At 64.2% G+C, this 18,598-nt stretch carries 16 protein-coding genes; 6 read left to right on the top strand and 10 right to left on the bottom strand.

The window, feature by feature from the left end; all coding sequences use genetic code 11:
• Positions 1-210: 210 nt before the first annotated feature.
• Positions 211-1,572 (top strand): GntP family permease, encoded by a 1,362-nt coding sequence (locus NO877_RS02800; RefSeq protein WP_256394768.1) that lies wholly within the window; start codon positions 211-213, stop codon positions 1,570-1,572.
• Here NO877_RS02800 and NO877_RS02805 read toward each other — a convergent pair.
• On the bottom strand, positions 1,569-2,909 hold the full coding sequence (locus NO877_RS02805; protein ID WP_256394769.1) for a glycerate kinase type-2 family protein: 1,341 nt from the start codon (positions 2,907-2,909) through the stop codon (positions 1,569-1,571). The genes NO877_RS02800 and NO877_RS02805 overlap by 4 nt on opposite strands.
• Positions 2,910-3,240: 331 nt before the next feature.
• Between NO877_RS02805 and NO877_RS02810 the strand changes: the two genes are divergently transcribed.
• The 3 genes from NO877_RS02810 (at position 3,241) to lysA (ending at position 6,467) form a co-directional block, all read left to right on the top strand.
• Positions 3,241-4,083 (top strand): 2,3,4,5-tetrahydropyridine-2,6-dicarboxylate N-succinyltransferase, encoded by an 843-nt coding sequence (locus NO877_RS02810; RefSeq protein ID WP_256394770.1) that lies wholly within the window; start codon positions 3,241-3,243, stop codon positions 4,081-4,083.
• A 191-nt stretch (positions 4,084-4,274) separates the two neighbouring features.
• Entirely contained in the window at positions 4,275-5,162 is an 888-nt protein-coding gene (dapF, locus tag NO877_RS02815) for a diaminopimelate epimerase (protein ID WP_256394771.1), read from the top strand.
• Between the two features lie 69 nt (positions 5,163-5,231).
• Positions 5,232-6,467, top strand: a complete 1,236-nt coding sequence (gene lysA, locus NO877_RS02820) for a diaminopimelate decarboxylase (protein WP_256394772.1) — start codon at positions 5,232-5,234, stop codon at positions 6,465-6,467.
• Between the two features lie 30 nt (positions 6,468-6,497).
• Here the strand turns inward: lysA and NO877_RS02825 are convergent, their stop codons facing one another.
• Complete coding sequence (locus NO877_RS02825) at positions 6,498-7,028, bottom strand: GNAT family N-acetyltransferase (RefSeq protein ID WP_256394773.1); 531 nt, start codon at positions 7,026-7,028, stop codon at positions 6,498-6,500.
• Between the two features lie 137 nt (positions 7,029-7,165).
• Between NO877_RS02825 and NO877_RS02830 the strand changes: the two genes are divergently transcribed.
• On the top strand, positions 7,166-8,737 hold the full coding sequence (locus NO877_RS02830; protein WP_256394774.1) for a hybrid sensor histidine kinase/response regulator: 1,572 nt from the start codon (positions 7,166-7,168) through the stop codon (positions 8,735-8,737).
• On the opposite strand, the gene NO877_RS02835 is transcribed toward NO877_RS02830, so the two are convergent.
• From NO877_RS02835 to NO877_RS02870, 8 genes are all read right to left on the bottom strand, one after another.
• The gene (locus NO877_RS02835) at positions 8,738-9,559 is read right to left on the bottom strand and encodes a DUF7289 family protein (RefSeq protein WP_256394775.1); all 822 of its coding nucleotides are present in this window, start codon (positions 9,557-9,559) and stop codon (positions 8,738-8,740) included.
• Complete coding sequence (locus NO877_RS02840; protein ID WP_256394776.1) at positions 9,556-10,050, bottom strand: DUF7266 family protein; 495 nt, start codon at positions 10,048-10,050, stop codon at positions 9,556-9,558. The genes NO877_RS02835 and NO877_RS02840 overlap by 4 nt, the downstream gene beginning before the upstream one ends.
• A complete protein-coding gene (locus NO877_RS02845) occupies positions 10,047-10,985 on the bottom strand; it encodes a DUF7261 family protein (protein WP_256394777.1) in 939 nt (312 codons plus the stop codon). The genes NO877_RS02840 and NO877_RS02845 overlap by 4 nt, the downstream gene beginning before the upstream one ends.
• Positions 10,973-11,602: a DUF7288 family protein gene (locus NO877_RS02850; protein WP_256394778.1), complete on the bottom strand. Its 630-nt coding sequence runs from the start codon at positions 11,600-11,602 to the stop codon at positions 10,973-10,975. The genes NO877_RS02845 and NO877_RS02850 overlap by 13 nt, the downstream gene beginning before the upstream one ends.
• A gap of 1 nt (position 11,603) precedes the next feature.
• The gene (locus tag NO877_RS02855) at positions 11,604-12,116 is read right to left on the bottom strand and encodes a DUF7287 family protein (protein ID WP_256394779.1); all 513 of its coding nucleotides are present in this window, start codon (positions 12,114-12,116) and stop codon (positions 11,604-11,606) included.
• Complete coding sequence (locus tag NO877_RS02860; protein ID WP_256394780.1) at positions 12,113-14,146, bottom strand: type II secretion system F family protein; 2,034 nt, start codon at positions 14,144-14,146, stop codon at positions 12,113-12,115. The genes NO877_RS02855 and NO877_RS02860 overlap by 4 nt, the downstream gene beginning before the upstream one ends.
• Entirely contained in the window at positions 14,147-17,272 is a 3,126-nt protein-coding gene (locus NO877_RS02865; protein ID WP_256394781.1) for an ATPase, T2SS/T4P/T4SS family, read from the bottom strand.
• Between the two features lie 142 nt (positions 17,273-17,414).
• Positions 17,415-17,807 carry a DUF5778 family protein gene (locus tag NO877_RS02870; protein WP_256394782.1) on the bottom strand — a complete coding sequence of 131 codons (393 nt, stop codon included), beginning with the start codon at positions 17,805-17,807 and terminating at the stop codon, positions 17,415-17,417.
• Positions 17,808-17,912: 105 nt separating this feature from the next.
• On the opposite strand from NO877_RS02870, the gene NO877_RS02875 reads away from it, so the two are divergent.
• The gene (locus NO877_RS02875) at positions 17,913-18,590 is read left to right on the top strand and encodes a hypothetical protein (RefSeq protein WP_256394783.1); all 678 of its coding nucleotides are present in this window, start codon (positions 17,913-17,915) and stop codon (positions 18,588-18,590) included.
• Positions 18,591-18,598 lie beyond the last annotated feature (8 nt).

Raw genomic sequence — 18,598 nt, forward strand, 5'->3', positions numbered from 1 at the left:
TTATATTTATTGTCTATAGGTGTTTGGCAAGAAACTCTATATTTATTTTTAATTTAATTTATTATGGCCTAATATCTGGGTATTTTATGAGGTATTTGGATTCGGCCACTGTTTTTCAATAACTCATTTCGAGTAATTGGATATCTGTCATACATCAAAAATCCGGTATATCGGTACTTTCATTATAATTCATTATTGTGTTCGGGTCGTATGCTCGAAGGATTACCACTGGTACTGTTGCTCGCTGCATCGGTTGCGTTCATCATCATAGCCACGGCGAAGTTGGACCTCCATGCGTTTCTTGCACTCCTCATCGCCGCCTATCTGACCGGTCTCGTCGCAGGAATCGACCCTGCAGAGGTCGCCTCGCTGGTGACCGGCGGGTTCGGCGGCATCCTCGGCTACATCGGGATCGTCATCATCGCGGGGACGATTATCGGCACCTGTCTCGAACGGTCCGGTGCCGCGATCGTCATCGCGGAGACGATCCTCGATTATGTCGGCGAGGAGTACACGACACAAGTAATGGCGATCACGGGGAGTTTCGTCTCCATTCCGGTGTTCTGTGACTCCGGGTTCGTCATCCTCTCGGGACTGAACCGGTCGCTCGCCGAGCGCTCGGGGCTCTCGCTGTCGACGCTCGGCGTGGCGCTCGCCGGTGGGCTCTACGTCACACACGTCTTCGTACCGCCGACGCCCGGTCCGATCGCGGCGGCGGGAATCATCGGTGCGGACATCGGCCTGGTCATGATCGCCGGGCTCATCGTCAGCGCGCCGATCGTCCTCGTCGCCGCGCTGTGGGCCGACAAAGTCGCCTCGAACTACCACATCGATCCGAATCCGGAGATGACGATCCAGGAGATCAAAGACGAGTACGGGACGATGCCCTCGCGTGCCGCGTCGTTCGCGCCGCTCCTCGTCCCGATCGCACTCATCGCGCTCGGATCGATCGCCGCTTTCCCCGAAGCGGAGAACCCGGAACTCATCACCGGGCCGCTCCAGCGCTGGCTGCTGTTCATCGGTGATCCGGCGGTCGCGCTGCTCATCGGCGCGTTCATCGCCTTTGCAATCGTCCCCGATTTCAGCAGCAAAGTCACCGACGACTGGGTTTCCGACGGGATCAAAAGTGCCGCGGTCATCCTCGCGGTGACCGGTGCTGGCGGCGCGTTCGGCGAAGTCCTCTCGGCGCTGCCCCTCGAGAACTTCATCACTGATACGCTGGGTGGTCTCGGTATCGGGCTGTTGGCCGCGTTCGTCATCGCCGCAGCGATGAAGACGGCCCTCGGCTCCTCGACGGTCGCGATCCTGACCACGGCTAGCCTCGTCGCGCCGCTGCTCGGTTCGCTCGGACTGAACACGGAGATCGGTCAGGTGTTCACCGTCCTCGCGATCGGTGCCGGTAGCATGACCGTCAGCCACGCCAACGACTCCTACTTCTGGATCATCACGGAGTTCTCCGACATGGAAACGGCGACGGCCTATCAGGCCTGGACGCTTGCGACGCTGGTGCTTGGCGTTTCGAGTATCATCTGGATCGTCATCCTCCGGAACATCGTGGGAGTGGTCTTCTAGTCGACGACCACTACTCGCAGATCGTTGAGGTTCGTCCCGGTCGGTCCCGTCAGAACGAGGCCGTCCCGGGATTCGAGATACGGATACACGTCGTTTTCAGCGAGGGCCGCCCGAGCCGTCTCGGGGTCTTCGACGGTCGTTTCGTCGACCACTGCGCCCGCCGCGTCGGTCGCGCCGTCGATGCCGTCGGTGTCGACCGCTGCAACCACGATCCGTCCCTCGTCGTCTTCTTTGCTGCCATTGAGTTCGAGCGCCGCGCTCGTCGCGAACTCCTGATTCGGGCCGCCAGACCCGTTTCCGCGGATCGTTACCGTCGTCTCCCCGCCGGAGAGGATCACGGCTGGCGGCGAGACCGGCGTGTCTGTTGCCTGTACCTCCTCTGCGATGGCGACGTGGGTCGTGGCCGCATCGCGGGCCTCACCGCGAACCCGCGAGGAGAGCACGAGGGTCTCGTATCCGCGGTCGGCCGCCGCCGCTTGGGCCGCCGCAAGCACCGTCATCCCGTCGGCGACGACGTGGTTCGAGACGGCCGCGACCACGGGATCGTCCGCACTCGGCGTTTCGTCGATCTCGCCGGACACACCGGATTCCAGATGAGCGATGACGGCGTCGGGCGCGTCGATCCCGTACCGTTCGAGCACCGCGAGCGCCTCGTCGAACGTCGACTCATCGGGCGCGACGGGGCCGCTGGCGATCACGCTCAGGTCGTTGCCGACGACGTCGCTGAAGATCAGCGAGACGACCGTCGCGGGGGCCGCACGACGCGCCAGCCGACCGCCCTTCAGCGCCGAGAGGTGTTTGCGGACGGCATTGATCTCGTGGATATCGGCCCCGCTTTCGAGCAACGAATCGGTCGTCGATTGGAGATCCGCGAGCGAGACCTCCCCTGCCGGTGCGGGGAGGAGTGCACTCCCGCCGCCGGTGATCAGCGCGAGGACGAGCGTGTCCTCGGCGGCCGCATCCGCCGCTGCCAGCAGCTCCCGTGTCCCGTCGACCGCCCGCTCGCTCGGCACCGGGTGATCGCCCTCTCGCACCGTCACGCGCTCGGTGTCGACGGGATCGTCCGTGACAACGACGCCACGATCGATCCGGTCGCCGAGGATGGCTTCGAGTGCGACCGCGACGTGTGCCGCGGCGTTGCCGCCGCCGAGGACGACGATCTCCTCGTAGCCCCCGAGGTCATACGTCGAGTCGGCGATTCGGAGGGTGTCTCCGTCGAGCCCCACGGCATCCCGGACGATCGTTCGGGGATGGCCCGCCTCGATGCCCGCCTCGATGCAGTCGAGTGCAGTCCCGTGGGCCTCACTTGCGGCGAGGCGATCGCGGTCCTCGATCATGCGTCGATACCCGTGGAGGCTGTGGGCTTGGGGGTGCTGCTCGGCGACTCGCCGCTCGGAGTTGGCCTCCGGTCCCGCGTCGCCGACGTGACCGTGAGTAACTCACTGGGTCGATCGACGGCTGCCAGTTGTTCCATACCCCGACAGTATTCCGGCAACTGCTAAAGTTCCTGTCCTAGAACGCAGGAAGGAGCGACCACGGGCAGGCAACCTCACAGTCGACCGGCGAGCACGGCCGACGATTCCCCCACTCGACACGGCACCGACCTTCATCCCGTCGACCGCAACCGATGGGTCTTATTGGGTGGCCGAGAAAGCCGAATTTACACGAATGTCGACACTCCAATCCGAAATCCAGGCGCTCTGGAACCGCTACGACGACGGCCTGACCGCCGACGAGGCGACCGACGAGGACCTCGCAACGCTCGATGTCTTCCTGGAGGCCCTCGAAGCAGGCGACGTCCGGTCGGCCGAGAAGACCGGCGACGACGTGACCTCGTGGGAGGCCAACGCGTGGGTCAAACAGGGGATTCTCCTCAACTTCGGCCTCCGGCACACCGAAGCCCGGAGCCACGGCGGCGTCGACTACCACGACGTCCTCCCCCTCCGGCAGACTGCCGACCTCAACGAACGCGGCACCCGGAACACGCCCGACGGCACCACGATCCGCCGGGGGGCCTACCTCGGCTCCGACTGCATCATGATGAGTCCCTCCTTCGTCAACATCGGTGCCTATGTCGGCGACGGCACGCTGGTCGACTCCTGTGACACGGTCGGTTCCTGCGCGCAGCTCGGCGAGAACGTGAAATTGGGTGCGAACACACTTATCGGCGGCGTCCTGGAGCCCGTTGAGGGCGCGCCGGTCATCATCGAAGACGGCGTCTCGCTGGGCGCTGGCTGCCGGGTTACCTCCGGCTTCAAGATTGGCGAAAACTCGATCGTCGGCGAAAACACCCTCCTCACACCACGCATTCCCGTCTACGATCTCGTTGAAGAGGAGGTCATCTACGGTCACCTCCCCTCCGACCGTCGGGCGTTCACCCGCTATGTCGAATCCTCGGTCAGCGACCACGCTTTGTTCGATGGTGGGGCGTACAAGCCAGCCGTTGTCGCCACGGGTGTCGAAGAGGAAACGCTTGAAGCGACCCAACGCGAGGACGCGCTGCGGGAGTAGTCACTGACTACTGCTGCGTAGCCGAACGATAACGGCCGTTTGTGAACGAACGTCCGATTCTTGGCAACCCCTGTTGTATCCGGTGGACATATGTATAGGGATGTGCATGGGTAGGTAACGACTAGCATCCCGTCGACAGCTACGGCAGTTTCGTGGCTCCCGAGGGGATCGGACTCGCATCCAGCAGACCTATGAGCACGCTTACCCACGCAGTCGATTTCGAGAAGTACCACGGCACCGGCAACGATTTCATTATTGTAGACGCGACCGATTCGGTCCCCGACCGGAGCGCCTTCGCCACGACCCACTGCGATCGGCAGCGCGGCGTCGGCAGCGATTCCGACGGCCCGACCGGCGCCGACGGCGTCCTGTTTTTGGATCTCGAAGACCGGTTTTCGCCGCCGCGGATCATCATGACGCTCCTCCAGCCCGACGGTTCGGTCGCACCGATCTGCGGCAACGGCGCGCGGTGTGCGGCCGTTTGGGCGATGGACCGAACCGACGCCGAGGCGGTTATGATCGACACCCAGGCCGGAACACGCCAGGCAACGCGGGCCGAGGCTGGCATCACCGTCGAGATGGGTGAGCCGACGTTCGACCCCGATCGGCTCCCGCTGGCTGGCGATCGAACCGAGCCACTCGTCGAGGAGTCCGTCGAAGGACTCACTATCACCGCGGTCAACACGGGTGTCCCCCACGCCGTCGCGTTCGTCGATACGATCGACGCGGTCGACGTCGAGTCGGTTGCCCCCGCAGTTCGGCACGCCGACGTGTTCCCCGCCGGGGCGAACGTCACCTTCGCCGAACGGGTCGACTCCCGCCGCGAGGGCGTCCCGCGATTCCGCCAGCGGAGCTACGAACGCGGCATCGAGGGCGAAACACAGGCCTGTGCCACCGGCTCGGTGGCGATCGTCGCCGCCGCTACCCGGCTCGGCCTGATCGAGTCGGCCGACACGGTCGAGCTCTCGGTTCCCGGCGGCGAGCTACAGGTCGAACGCGCCGATCGCGGTGGCCTCCTGCTGACCGGCGCGGTCGACCACGAGTTCGACGGCACCGTGGCCGCAGTAGTCGACGACTAACTCGCGGACGCCGGTAGGGTCGGCGCACGAACCAAAGCATTGAACGCCCGAGCGGCCCCAGACGGAGTAATGGCTACCAGGGACCTCGCCGACTCACCGCTCGTTCGTCGACTCGCCGACTGGGACGACACGCGCTTAGCGTCGCTCGCCGACGAGTACGACACGCCACTCTACGTCACCGATCTCGACCGCGTCAAAGCCAACTACCGCCGGTTTTCGGCGGCGTTCCCCGATGCTCACGTGATGTATGCTGCCAAGGCTCACACCGGCCGGTCGGTCCTGGAGGCCCTCCTTTCGGTCGGTGCCGACATCGAGTGTGCCGCCTGGGGCGAACTCCAGCGCTCGATCGACGCCGGAGCCGACCCGAACACCCTTCAGTATACGGCGGTGAACCCCCCGGATCACGACCTCGATTACGCCGTCGATCTCGCCGAGGAGGCTCCTGGACTGACGATCACCATCGGAGCGACCGATACCCTCGACCGCCTCGCCGAGCGCGGCTACGATGGCCGGATCGCCATTCGGATCAACCCCGGTATCGGGACGGGCCACCACGAGAAAGTAGCGACGGGCAGTGACGCCAAGTTCGGGATTCCCTACGAACAGGTCCCCGCCGTCGCCGACCGGGTCCGCGAGGAGTTCGAGCTCGTCGGGATTCACTCCCATGCGGGCAGTGGCGTCTTGACCGACGACTTGGAGGAGCACTGTCGAGCGATCGAGCGCGTCGGCGAGATGGCTCGCCGGGTCGGCTCCCTGGAGTTCGTCGACATCGGCGGCGGCTTCGGCGTTCCCTACCACGAGGACGAACCGCCGCTCGATCTGGAGAAGACCGCCGAAATGGTTCGGGATGCGATCGGCGAGATCGACGCCCAGCTCAAACTGGAGCCGGGCCGCTACATCGTCGCCGATGCGGGGCTCATCCTCACGGCGGTCAACACGATCAAAGAGACCCCCAGCGCAACGGTCGTCGGCGTCGACGCCAGCCTTGCGACCCTCATTCGCCCGGCGATGTTCGGCTCCTACCACCCGATGCGGAATATTAGCGCGCCCAATCGCCAACCCGAACCGGTCACCGTCGGCGGCCCGGTCTGCACCAGCGCTGACGTATTCGCCACCGATCGGCCCATCGCCCGCCCCGAACGCGAGGACGTTCTCGCCATCGGCAACGCGGGCTCCTACGGCTACGAACTCGCCTCCCAGTTCCACTCCCAGCCGCGGCCCGCCGAAGTGGCACTCGAAGACGGCGAGGCCCGTATCGTCCGTCGACGCGAAACCCTCGACGACGTGACCCGCGTCGAGCAGTAGCAGCGCTGTTGGACTGACCGGCAGGACTGCCTACCGCAGCCGTCGGGCGTAGTAGACCGTGTCTACACCGGGTTCGCGGTCGTCTTTGACCCGGTGGACACACTCGAAGCCGAGCGAGTCGAGGATCGCAATATGGCCGCGGTTCGTGTGCCACGTTTTCGTCGAGACCGCTGACTGCGGGAGCTCAGTCGGCGGTGTCTCCAGGAGATACTTATAAAAGCGCGTGGCGATCCCCTCGCCCCGGTAGGCTTCGTCGACCAAAAGCACCGAAACGTGAGTCGTCGGCGTGTAGTCGGCCAGTGGCCCGCTGCCTGCTTGTGGTTCAAGCGATGCAAACCCGACTAGCTGCCCCTCGTCGAAGGCTCCGAGCAGCGGTCTGTCGAGGCAAGCCTGGAGGTAGTCGTCGATACTGGTCGGTCCCGGCTCGATACCCGGTCGAGAGATCCTCGCCCGAGCGTCGTCGGTCAGCGGCGGGACGAACGCCTCGTCGGCCGCCGACAGCAGCCGTCGAATCGCGTCCCTCTCGGCGGTCGGCTGTCGGATAACTCTCAGCGTCGCCATTGGTCGGGTTGATCGCTCGGCGGTCAAAACGACTCGGTTGTGTGATCGAACGGACGAGAGCATCGCTCCACGAACGGAGGCAGTCGGAAATATGTTATTAATACATATTTATTATCCTGTATATACTATATTCGGTGATGTCCGTGTTTCGGGTCCTCCATGTCGACGACGACGCGGCGATCGGCGGCTTGCTGGAGACCTATCTCGAAGAGTCGGTCGACAGGGAGGAGTTCGCCGTCACCACCGCACGGAGCGTCAGCGAGGCCGAGACGGTTCTCGACGAGATTGATATCGACTGTATCGTCTGTGACTATCAGATGCCCGGCACCGACGGCCTCGAATTCCTCCGGCGAATCCGCGACCGAGAGCCGAACAAGCCCTTTATACTGTTTACCAACAAGGGGTCGGCCGATGTCGCCAGCGAAGCGATCGAGGCGGGGGTGACAGACTACCTGCGGAAGGGCGGCGGCCCCGAGCAGTACGAGGTGTTGGCAAACCGGATCGCCAACGCCGTCCAACAGGAGCGGGGGCGGATCGCCCGCACCCAGCTCATGGAGTCGACGGCGGTTATCTCGGGGCTCTATGAGGTCATCAACGAGACCGATCTCTCGTTTGCACAGAAACTCGACCGCGTCCTAACGATCGGGACGACCGAACTCGGTTATCCGATCGGCTACATCACCCACATCGAGGGCGACTCGCTGGACGTGCTCGCCGCCGTTGGCGACCACGAGGTGATCCAGGAGGACGCCACGGTCCCACTCGATGCGACCTACTGCAAACACACGATCGAAGACGGGACTCCCCAGGCGGTGAGCGATGCCAAACGCGACGACCAGTGGGCCGACTCGAAGGCCCTCGCCGAGACGGAGCTCCAGTGTTACGTCGGCGCGCCGATCATCGTCGACGGCGAGGTCTACGGCACGCTCTGTTTCGCAAGCCGCGGGCCACAGGACAGCACGACCGTCGAGGACGACGAGCTGACGGTCAAAACGCTGGCCCAGTGGGTCGGCTACGAGATCGACCGCCACGAGTACGAACGCGAGCTCAAACGCCAGATCGATCGGCTCGAGGAGTTCACCGGCGTCGTCTCCCACGACCTGCGGAACCCGCTCAACATCGCCCAGGGGCGGATCGACATCGTCAAAGAAGAATGCGATTCCGAGAGCGTCGCCCCGATCGACCGGGCCCTCGACCGGATGGAGGAGATCATCGAGGACACGCTCACGTTGGCCCGACAGGGCCAGACGGTCGACGACAGCGACATCGAGCCGGTCGCGATCGACGACGTCATCGACCACTCCCGGGAGATCGTCGAAACCGGCGGCTCGGAGCTCCGACTCATCGACGATTTCGTCGCCCACGCCGACCGCAACCGGCTGTATCAGCTGTTCGAGAACCTGGTTCGGAACGCGGTCGAACACAGCGAGGGACCGGTAACGATCCGGGTCGGAAAACTCGATGTGATGTTTACCTCCACCCGCGTCGAGAGCGACGGCACCTTCGGGTTCTACGTCGAAGACGACGGCCCCGGTGTCCCCGAGGAGAAACGCGAGGAGGTCTTCGAAGCTGGGGAGTCGACCAACCCACAGGGGACGGGGTTCGGCCTGTCGATCGTCAAGCGGATCGCTGAGGCCCACGGTTGGGAGGTCGATCTCGAAGAGAGCTTCGACGGCGGCGCGCGCTTCGTGTTTACGAACGTCAGATAATCAGTCGAACCGGACGGCGATGTTCGTCACCGGGAGCCGAGCCTGTTCCGGATGGCGGACCGTCCCATCTCGCTCGACCGCGAGGTCGGCGGTGACAGTGTCGGTAGCCGCATCGTAGCTGACGTTCCGGTACCCTTCGGCTCGGAGCCGCCGGTCCCAGCCGTCGGCACGGGGTGACTCGATCCGAACGCGGAGGTCATCCCCCTCGACGGTCCGGTTGTGGAGGGTTCGGGTGTTCGGTCGGAGCTCGCCGACGACCAGGACGGTTCGCTCGCCGCCGACGCCAGTGGTCGACCCACCCTGTGCCGTGGCGACTGTCGGGACGAGAGCACGCTCCTCGCCGACGACGAACGGCAGCGACGAGCGGGCGATGCTTCGCCCGTCGTCGGCGCGGAAGACGACGCCGCTCTCGTAGACGACATCGCCGCCGTCGCTCCGGAACACCAGCGGCTGCAGCGTCACGTTGGTCACGTTGTTCGGGTCGTCGACGAACGCCTCCCCCGGTGTCGTGCTGTTCTGGCCGATGGTGATCGTTACCGGATCGCCGACGGCGACGGTACCGCTGGCGAGTCGCATCTCCGTCGCCCGGCTGGGGTCCTCGTAGCGGGCGATATCGCCGAAGTTGTCGGCCAGCACGTCGAAGGCGCGTTCGACGTTCCGAACCTCCTCGGCGGCCTGTCGGTCCTCCAGGCCGCTGAAGCCGAAGACGGTCGCGGTCGTGATCGTCGTGATGACGATCGAAAAGACGAGGATGTAGCCCAGCGTCTCGCTGACCCCACGGTTGTCGGCTCCCAACAGTCCCATCGGTCGCGGTCCGGTCATCCCTCGACCACCAGCCGACCGGCCTCGACGGGCTCGCCCGCTGGCGGCGTCTCGTAGACGATCCGCAGGTCGCCGCCGTTCAGTTGCCCATCGGTCGAGACGGGAACGGCCGTCTCGGGATAGCTCACGGTGACGTTCATCGTCGGGTTCGAGGTCAGGAGGTTGATCGTCTCGTTTCTGATCTCGATCCGATACCCGGTTCCGGCGACCTGCCGGGGTAGGTTCACGTCGAGTGCCACCGTCCCCCTCGCTGTCGTGCTGTTGGCGTCGGCGTGGGCGACCTGCGCGAGGCGGTCGGCCTCGTGGATGTTCGCGGCCAACTGCGAGCCGACGACAGTCAGTTCGTCGTCGACGACCTGTTCTGATTGGCCCTCCAGGAGCCCCCCGCCAGCGGTCACCAAGACTCCGAGGAGGAGCCCGGCGACCGCCAACATCAATACGTAGCCGACGGTCACCGAGACGCCGCGCCGATCACGACGAAAACGGCTCATTGCGGCTCTCCTGGTGCGACCCGCACCGTCGTTTCGAACAGCAAGTCCTGAGACTGGTATGTGATGTCGACCGTTACCGAGTACACCGCGTCGTTCTCGTAGACGCCGCTGCCCCACGAACTCACCGAGTCGGCCGTCACCTCGGCGGTCCCCTCCTCGCTACCGACGTTGACGAACCGGATCTCGTCGGGTGAGTTCGGTGGCCACAGCGCCCGGAAACAGTCGGTACTCGCCCCGTTTGTCGAGAGTTGGCTGGCGGTGAAGCCGACGGTCGTCGTCCCGTCGTGTTCGATCGAACACTGCCGGGTCGGCGTCGACCCGTCGACCGCCTCGGCGACCGAGAGCGTGTCGCTCCCATCCTCGTAGAGGTAGTAGGTCACGTTGTCGCCAGTGGAGTTTATAAACCGGACGCCCATGGCGTCGGTGTCGCTGGTTGCCGCGGTCGCAGGTTCCAGCTCCGACGGCTCGACTGTGAGGCGGAACCCACGGGCATTGTCGATCCCCTCGGCGAACGTCCAGTTGGTGCTGTACTCGCCGAATGCGCGGGGATCGCCCGATTCGTCCCACCGCAGCAGTTGTCCAGCCGTGGCGCTCCCGTTTCGGCTGAGGGTGGCGACCGTCCCGTGACGGGCCCGCTCGCGGTCGACCAGCGGCCCCATGGCGTCGACGGCGGTATCGACGTCGCCGGGGTCGCCGCCACCACCCCGATTTTCGGCCTCGATCAGCTCGCCGACGGCGTCGACCGCCTCGCCCCGAAGCTCGATGGCCTCGCTGCCGTCGGCGGTCGTATCCCGCGTGGCGACGTTCTCGGTGAAGATGGCGGTGTTCAACAGCAGCGCGACCGTCACCAACATGACGGCGAGGGCGAGTGCGGTCACCAACAGCAGCTGGCCGCGGTCGCTGTCGCCGTCGAACCGGGCTCTCACATCCGCCATGTGGTTACACGCACCTCCACGCGGTTGTACAGCAGCTCGCTGCCGGGGTCGGCATCCGGCGCGTAAAACGATGCGTCGGAGTCGCTCGCGACAGCCGACAGCGACTGGGGGTCACTGCCGGTGAGCGTGGCCGAATCCGCAAGCGTGACCGTCCGGCTGGCGGTCACCGCGTTGTCACTCGGGCGGCCCATCTCGACCATCGACACCGTCCGTCGCGACGGCGTGCCGGTCGTGTTGTGGACCCGCAGCCTCACGTTGTAGGCGATCCGCCGCTCGGCCAGCGTGTCGTTGAGTCTACTTAAAAAGGCGTTCTGTGAGCCCGAGTCGGTGTAGTAGCCGCTTTCGGGGCTGTCCTGGAAGGCTCCCCGCGAGGCGTTCCAGTAGAGGATCGCTTCCTGGAGGCTGCCGTCCTCGGCGGCCGTCGACAGCAGATCCCCGGTTAGCGCCCGTTGTTGGTTTTCGATATGCTGGTTCGACGTGCTGGCCGACAGCGGGGTGACCGCCGTCGCCTGCATGGCGAACAGCAGCCCGCTCACCAGCAACAGCGCGGCGATAAACGCCTCGACCGTGTGGGCCTGCCCGCGATCCGTGTCGACGGTCTCGTGTTTTCGGTTCATATTACCACACCTTCACCACGAATCGGTACTGATCGCCCTCGATCATCACCGCGCGGCTTGCCACGGTGACTTCCGAGGCGGGGCTGTCGTCTCCGCGTGTGAGCGTGTAGTCGGTGCCATCGACGCTCCGGGTGACCGGCGGGCCAGTCGTCGGCGAGTCGCTCAGGTGTCGCACGGTGACGTTCACGTCCCTGTCGACGCCGAGCAGGTCGCCGGTCGGCTCGGAGGTGTCGAACCCACAGTCGGCGGTGTCACCGAGACTCTCGTTTGGCCCGAAGAAGGCGGCCGTACACGCCGCCGACAGTACGGAGGGGGTGGCGGGGTCGGCCGCCAGCATCGAGCCCGTCAGGTGGTCGGCCGTCCGGTCGGCGACGACCGGCGAGCTCCCGGCGGCGGTCGAAAACGGCTCGAACAGTGTGGGGACGAACGCGAAGACGATCCCCACCGCGATGATGAACACGCCCGCGCCGATGCCGAAATCGATCACTGTCTGTCCCCGATCAGTTCGTCTCATCCGACCACCACCCAGACCGCCAGCGCGATCGTCTGGAGGATGACGACGAACTTGACACCCGAGGCCAGTTTCGCGGTCCGGATGTAGCCCGCGATCAGCCCCGCCAACACGGCCTGGATCGAGACGGCATGGAAGAACAGCAGCGACAGCAGATCCGGATTGACGCCGCCGCCGAACTCCTGGCCGCCGCTGGCCGCGCCGCCACCGCTGCCCGACGCCTGGTCGGTGAGTCCCGCCATCACGTCGATGAACTGCGTCTGGAGGATCGCCATCACACCCAACAGCGTGAGGTAGGTCATCAGGATAATGGCGACCTGCATCCGGGTTCGTGAGATCCGCTCGCGTTCGATGTCGTCGGTGTTTTCACTCGCCTGGGCGGCGGTCCGCAACACGTCGGTGATCTCGCTGGAGGCCTCCTGGGCCTCGGTGATGAGTTTGACCGTCCGGGCCAGCCGTGGGAGGTGGTATTTGTTGTTGAACTCGACGAACGCCTCCCGGAGACTGATGCCGTAGTTGACTTTGGCGTACATCACCTCGAACTCGTCGGCGAGTTTGCCGCTGGAGGTCTCGGCAACAGTCATGATCGAATCCAGGAGCGTCTGGCCGGTGTCGTTGGCGCTCGACAGTTTTCTGAGATTGGTCGAGAGCTTCCCCGTGATGGCGTTCCGCGTGTAGACGTTCCACTCGTAGAAAATCGCCAGCGGGATACAGATCAGATAGATCGGGGCGTACGCCCAGATGAAGGTGCTCCAGACCGGCCGATCGATCCACGCCTGGATCGACAGCGGTGCCCGGCCGGTCCCGACCGCAACGCCAACCACGAGCAGTGCGGCGGGGACGGTCAGCGCCAGCGTGAACAGGGGATTGTCGCGGAAAAACAGGTGTGGAGCCGTCAGTACCCGTTTGATCTTGTAGGCCCGCTCGCCGGATTTGATCCGGTCGAAGACCCGGAAGCGACCGACGAACCCCTCGACGAGACCGAGATGGGTGAGCCCTTCCTTGGTCGACTCCCTGAGTCGATCGCTGCTGGCCCTCGGTCGGAGGTAGCCGTCGCCGGGGTCGTCCTGTTTGACCGTCGAGACGAGCACGAGGAACGCCGCGCCGATCAGCGGGATCAACAGATAGATCGTCCCGTAGAGGAGTCGCTCGTCGGCGTTACCGAGCATCCCCATGATGACCAGAATGATCACGAGCAGCAGGGGAAACAGCGAGAGCGTCATGTACATCTCGCCGAATAGTTCCAGGGTCTCTAAGGTCATCTCCTGTTGCTGTTTGGCGGTCCGCATGTGGGCGTCCTTCTTGTCCTTCAGGAAGGATTCCATATCCCCGCCGGAGTTGACGATCGACAGCATATCGGTCAGAAACTGCGCCAGCGGCTCGCTCGGCGTCTCTAAGGACTGCTTGCGGATCGCGTTGCGGTAGTCGGTGCCGAAATACTCGGTTTCGTTGACGATGCTCTGGAACTCCCGGGCGATCTCGTCGTAGGTGTCTTCGGCCTCGGCCATCGCCCGGAGGATCTCTAGCTGATTGAGCCCGCCGACCGACAGCGCGTACATAAAGGAGATCGCGTCGGGCAGCAGGATGTTGATGTTCCGTTTGCGCTCTCCGGCCCGCATATACGGGAGGCCGACCAGCCCGCCGAATCCGAGGGTAAACCCGATCGAGCCGAAGACGATCCCCGCCAGCCCGACGGTCACCGGGACGACCAGCGACCGCAGGAAGGCGGCCACCTGGCTCGAACCCACCGGGATCCCGAGACTCAGCATATCCGGCGAGAGGAGGCCGAACCGGAACAGTCCGTACCCCAAAAGCGAGCCGACGATCCACAACACGCCCCCGAGGATCGTCCCGATCCCCAGCGCCCGCGAAATGTAGATCTCGACGGTATCGGCCATCCGCGCCTCGGTCAGTTTCCCCTCTAGGTCGTCGACGAAGTCGCTGCTGTCGTCGAACACCAGCCGGTAGAGGGGGTAGAACGCATCGGCGAGGCCGTCGGTCTCGGCGTCAGTTCGGGTGGTTTGGAGGCTCATCTACTCGTCCTCGGCTGGGTCGATCTCGTCTCCGCCCCACCCCTCGGCCGATTCATCAGCCGGTCGGTCGAACGGCTCACCGACCGGCGAGTCGCCAGCGTCTTCCTCGGCGAGGAAGCTTTCGATCGGGTCCTGCTCATCGGCTGGCTGGTCATCAACCGTTGGCTCGGTATCGTCCGCCGACTCGTCGGCGTTCGTCGCCTCCGATTCGCGTGCCGTCTCGTCGGCGTCGGCTGCCGACTCCTCGCCGGCCGCTTCCGGTTCCAACATCCCCGTGAGCGCATCGCTGATCGAGGCTCCCGTCCGGCCGCGGTACTCCTCGAACAGTTCCTCTCCCTCGTCGAGGATTTCCGCGGCGAGTTCGCGCTGCTCCTCGCCGGGATCGGGCCGCGGCACCAGCGCCTCCGTCTCGGGGTCGACGTCGATCAGCACCGACTCCATCTCTCGGAGGTCTTCGAGGCTCGCCTCCAGCTGGTCGTTGGCCATCAGCGCGAGGATGGTGTCGGGATCGTTGATATAAGCCTGGACCGTCGCCGCGACCTGCGTGTAGGTATTCAATCCCCGGTCGATCAGGTAGGCCAACACGAGTCGCCGTTCGAACATCTCGCTTTCCAGCTCCGCGTCGGTCCAGCCGCGGTCGAACTTGATCTCCTCTAAGGTGTTGGAGGTCCCCATCTTCAGGAACCGGTCGCCCTCGGCCTGCCACTGGTAGATGTCCTGGACGTTGATCTCGTCGTTCTCCGCATCGTAGTGGTTGATTTCGGTGAGCGACTTGTTCCGGCGGACCTTCTTGCCCTTGACACGCGTCGAGGTCTGAATAGAGACGAGATCGAGCGCCGAAAACATCGTCTTCGAGACGTTGATCGGCTGGGTCGTAAACCGCTTGAGCACCTCGCCGACCGAATCGGCGTGGAACGTCGTGTAGGTGGTGTGGCCCGTCGACATGACCTGGAAGAGAGTTCGGCCTTCCTCTCCTCTGATCTCGCCCATCACGATGTAGTCGGGCCGCTGGCGCAGGGCGGCCTCCAGGAGATCGAACTCGTCGATGTCGCCCTTGTCGCCCTCGGTAAAGGAGGGCCGCGTCACGGAGGCAATCCAGTTGCGTTGTGGGAGTTCGACCTCGCGAGTATCTTCGATCGAGACGATTTTAGTGTTCGATGGAATGAAAAGCGAAACCGCATTCAGCGAGGTCGTCTTCCCCGAGGCCGTGCCGCCAGCGAAGATGAGGCTCTTGTCGTTCTCGATGGCCAGCCAGAGGAAGGCCATCTCGTCGAGCGAGAACGTCTTCCAGTTCACGAGGTCGATCGGCGTGAAGGGGACCTCCTTGAACTGCCGGATGGTGTAGTTGGTACCGTGATCGGAGACTTCCTTGCCGAGGGTGAGCTGTGCTCGTGAGCCGTCGGGGAGGGTGGCGTCGACCTGTGGGCTGCGCTTGGAGACGCCCTTCCCGGAGCGCTGGGCGAGTTTGACGACGAAATCGTCGAGTTCTGTCTCGCCGTGGACGACGTTGGTGATGATCTGCTCGTACCCCGAGTGGTAGACGAACACGGGGGAGTTGTAGCCGTCACAGGAGATATCCTCGACGTTGATGTCGTGTTTGATCGGGTCGATCCGCTCGTAGCCGAGGAAGTCCCGCTGGAGGTAGTACAGCAGTTTCTCGACCTGGTATTCGGTCAGTGTCTCGGGGTTTTCGGCGAGCACTGCGGGCTCGGGCCGGGCGGCGATGCCGTCGAGGTTGCGGCCGCCCGACTCGTTGTCGGCATCTGTCTCGCCGTCAACCTCGATTCCGAAGCTCGCCAGGAGCTCGCCGAGATCGCTGTCGGGGTTCGGGTCGAGGCGGTACTCGTCGGGGTCGAGCCGGTCGGGGACGAGTCGCTCGGCCAGCGGCGGCCGGTCGGCGTCGCCGGTGTCGTGGTCCCGTGAGGCGAGATACTCGCCGTACCGGGTGTCCCCGGCTCTGTTGTCGGCCGCGTCGTTCTCGTCGTCTTCGAGCTCATCCAGCATCGTTTCGAGCCCCGCGATCGGCTCCTCGAAGCGCTCGACCAGCCGTTCGAACCGATCGAGCAGGGCGTTGGCGTAGATCGCGAACCTCGGCGGTAGCTCGGCGAATCGGTCGCCCAGCGACGACTCCGTCGACCGGTCGTAGAGATCGTACCGGGCCAACAGCCGGTAGGTCTCCGACTCGATGACCGCCCGGCGGGCGTCGCTGTCTGCGGCCTCCGCGCCCTGGTCGCCGTACTTGATCGCGGTCCGAAGCTTTCCGGTCAGGTAGGTTGCGATCTCCTTTTCGATCTCGTTTCTGTACGGCTCGACCGTGTAGTACTTCGTCTCGTTTTCCTTCGTCGACCGGAAGACGATCACGAACGCCTGCGGCTCGTTGACCCAGTAGCGTTCGACCTCAGCGAAGTGGGTCTTTTTCGCCATCGGCACTGCCTTTTCGAGGTCGTAGCGGTTGACCAGCGTGGTCCGTCCATCGTCGGTCGTAAAGAAGGCGTCCTCGTCGATGCCGTCCTGGATGTCCACCGTTCGTTCGTCGACCAACTCCGCGAGCCGCTCGGCGGTGTCGGCACCGCCAGCGAGCATGGAGTCGAGCGCCTCGGGGTCCCAGCCGAGCGCCTCGCCCCTGTCGAAGGAGATGAGCTCGCCTTCCTCAGTTCGCGGACGGCTGCCGTCGGGCTCGTAGTAGTAGAGGCGTTTGTGGTGTTCCCAGAGCCACGTTCCCTTGACGACCGGCGTGGTCTCGGGATTGCAGAACTCCTCGAAGAAGTTGTGAAGCCGGATCCCGCGGTCGACCCCGTCGTCGACGGCTTCGGCGAACGCCAGGGGGTGCATCCCCGCCAGCTCCTCGATCTCCATGCCGAGGGACTCGACGCGCGCCCAGCCGTCATCGTCGGCCCCCTCGACGTCTCCACCCTCGTCGAAGGTATCGGTCGCGCTGCTCGCCGCCGACCGCCCGGACGCCAGCTCATCGGCGGCCCCGGAGGGCCCGTACTCGTTGAGGTAGTCCTCCCAGGTGTACTCGCCGACGGCGGGTGACTCGTCTGTTCCTGACGACGCCCGAGCGGTCGACTCCTCGTCGGAGGGCTCGGCCTGTTCGGAGACGCCTTCGGCGTCGTCGACTGCCATGGCCCGTCGTAGCTGCTGTTTGCATATATAGTTCTGGGGAGTAGTATCAGATGTGATAACTAACTGACCCCAACAGCGGGCGCTTCCAGACGATTGCTATGGGTTTTCGCCGTCCGGCCCCGATTGTCGTGTCGGCTCGCTGTCAGGGTACGGGGGTCACCGACGGGCCGAGTTCCTCGACGGCTTCGACGATCGCCTCGTGGTCGGCGGTCGCCTCGTAATAAAAGACGAGATCGAAGGTGCCCTCGCGGAGCAGCTGTTGGCACTCCCAGACGAACTCCTCGTCGTCGACGGTCAGTCCCTGGAACTGGTTCGACGAGAAGTTCGTGTCGTCGTTGCCCGCATAAATGTAGGTCTCGCCCTTGTTTGCGTGCTCGGCGATGATCTCATTTAAATCGACGGTGAGTTCGTGCATTTCGAGGTCCTCCTGGCCCGTGAGGTCGGTGTGGACGATCAGGCCGACCAGTTCGATCTCGCCGGGCTCCAAGAGTGCTTTGGTTCGCTGATAGAGGTCCGAATCGAGTGTCTCGCTCATATCGGCCATGGGAGGTCGACCAGTAAACGACTGCCGATCCTGTGCCGACGAGAGCCGAAGTGAACCAACACGAACGTTTATAAATGCTGTGTTACACGTTTACGTATGGCCGACTCGGTCCGACGGTTTGTCGTTGGTCGTGACCGGACGGTAACGCGCCGGATTCTGCTGATAGCTGCGGCGTTGACGGTTTCGGCCTTCGGGACGCTCGCCGTGCCGACACTCTGGGAGACGTATGTGTCCCCAAGCGGTGCCGAAACGATGCAGACCGCGGCGGCTATCGGGTTCGTCCTCTCGGTGATTGCGGCGGTCTACGTCGTCGCAAAAACCGCCAACATCAACCCGTACGTTCCGACGGCGGCAGTGTTCGTCGTGCTCACGAGCTACGGCGTCACCGGCGTCGTCACCGAGTCACAGCTCGTCTTCTTCGTCGGCCCGGCGATCTTTTTGGGCATCCTGGTCGCGCTGTCGGCCTACGCCAACGACGGGGCGTTGGCCTCGCTGTCGATCGTCTTCTTTCCCGTTTTGGGGTACATGATCAACGCCCCATACGGCATCGCCGAAGGGTTTCGCCTCCTCAACCGACTCCGCATCGCGCTCGTGTTCAGCCTGCTTTTCACGCTCTCGATCGGCATCGCTGGCTTCCTGACTGGGGTGTTCCTCCGACGGCTCGTCGACTACGCCGACATGATCACCATCGAGGAACTGCGCCACCCTGAAACAGTCGACTCGGAGGGGCCGCCCGACGATCTCTCCCACGAAACCGACTCGACCGACGAGTAGTCACTGGC

This window comes from Halohasta litorea, from assembly GCF_024494645.1.
GTDB lineage: Archaea > Halobacteriota > Halobacteria > Halobacteriales > Haloferacaceae > Halohasta > Halohasta litorea.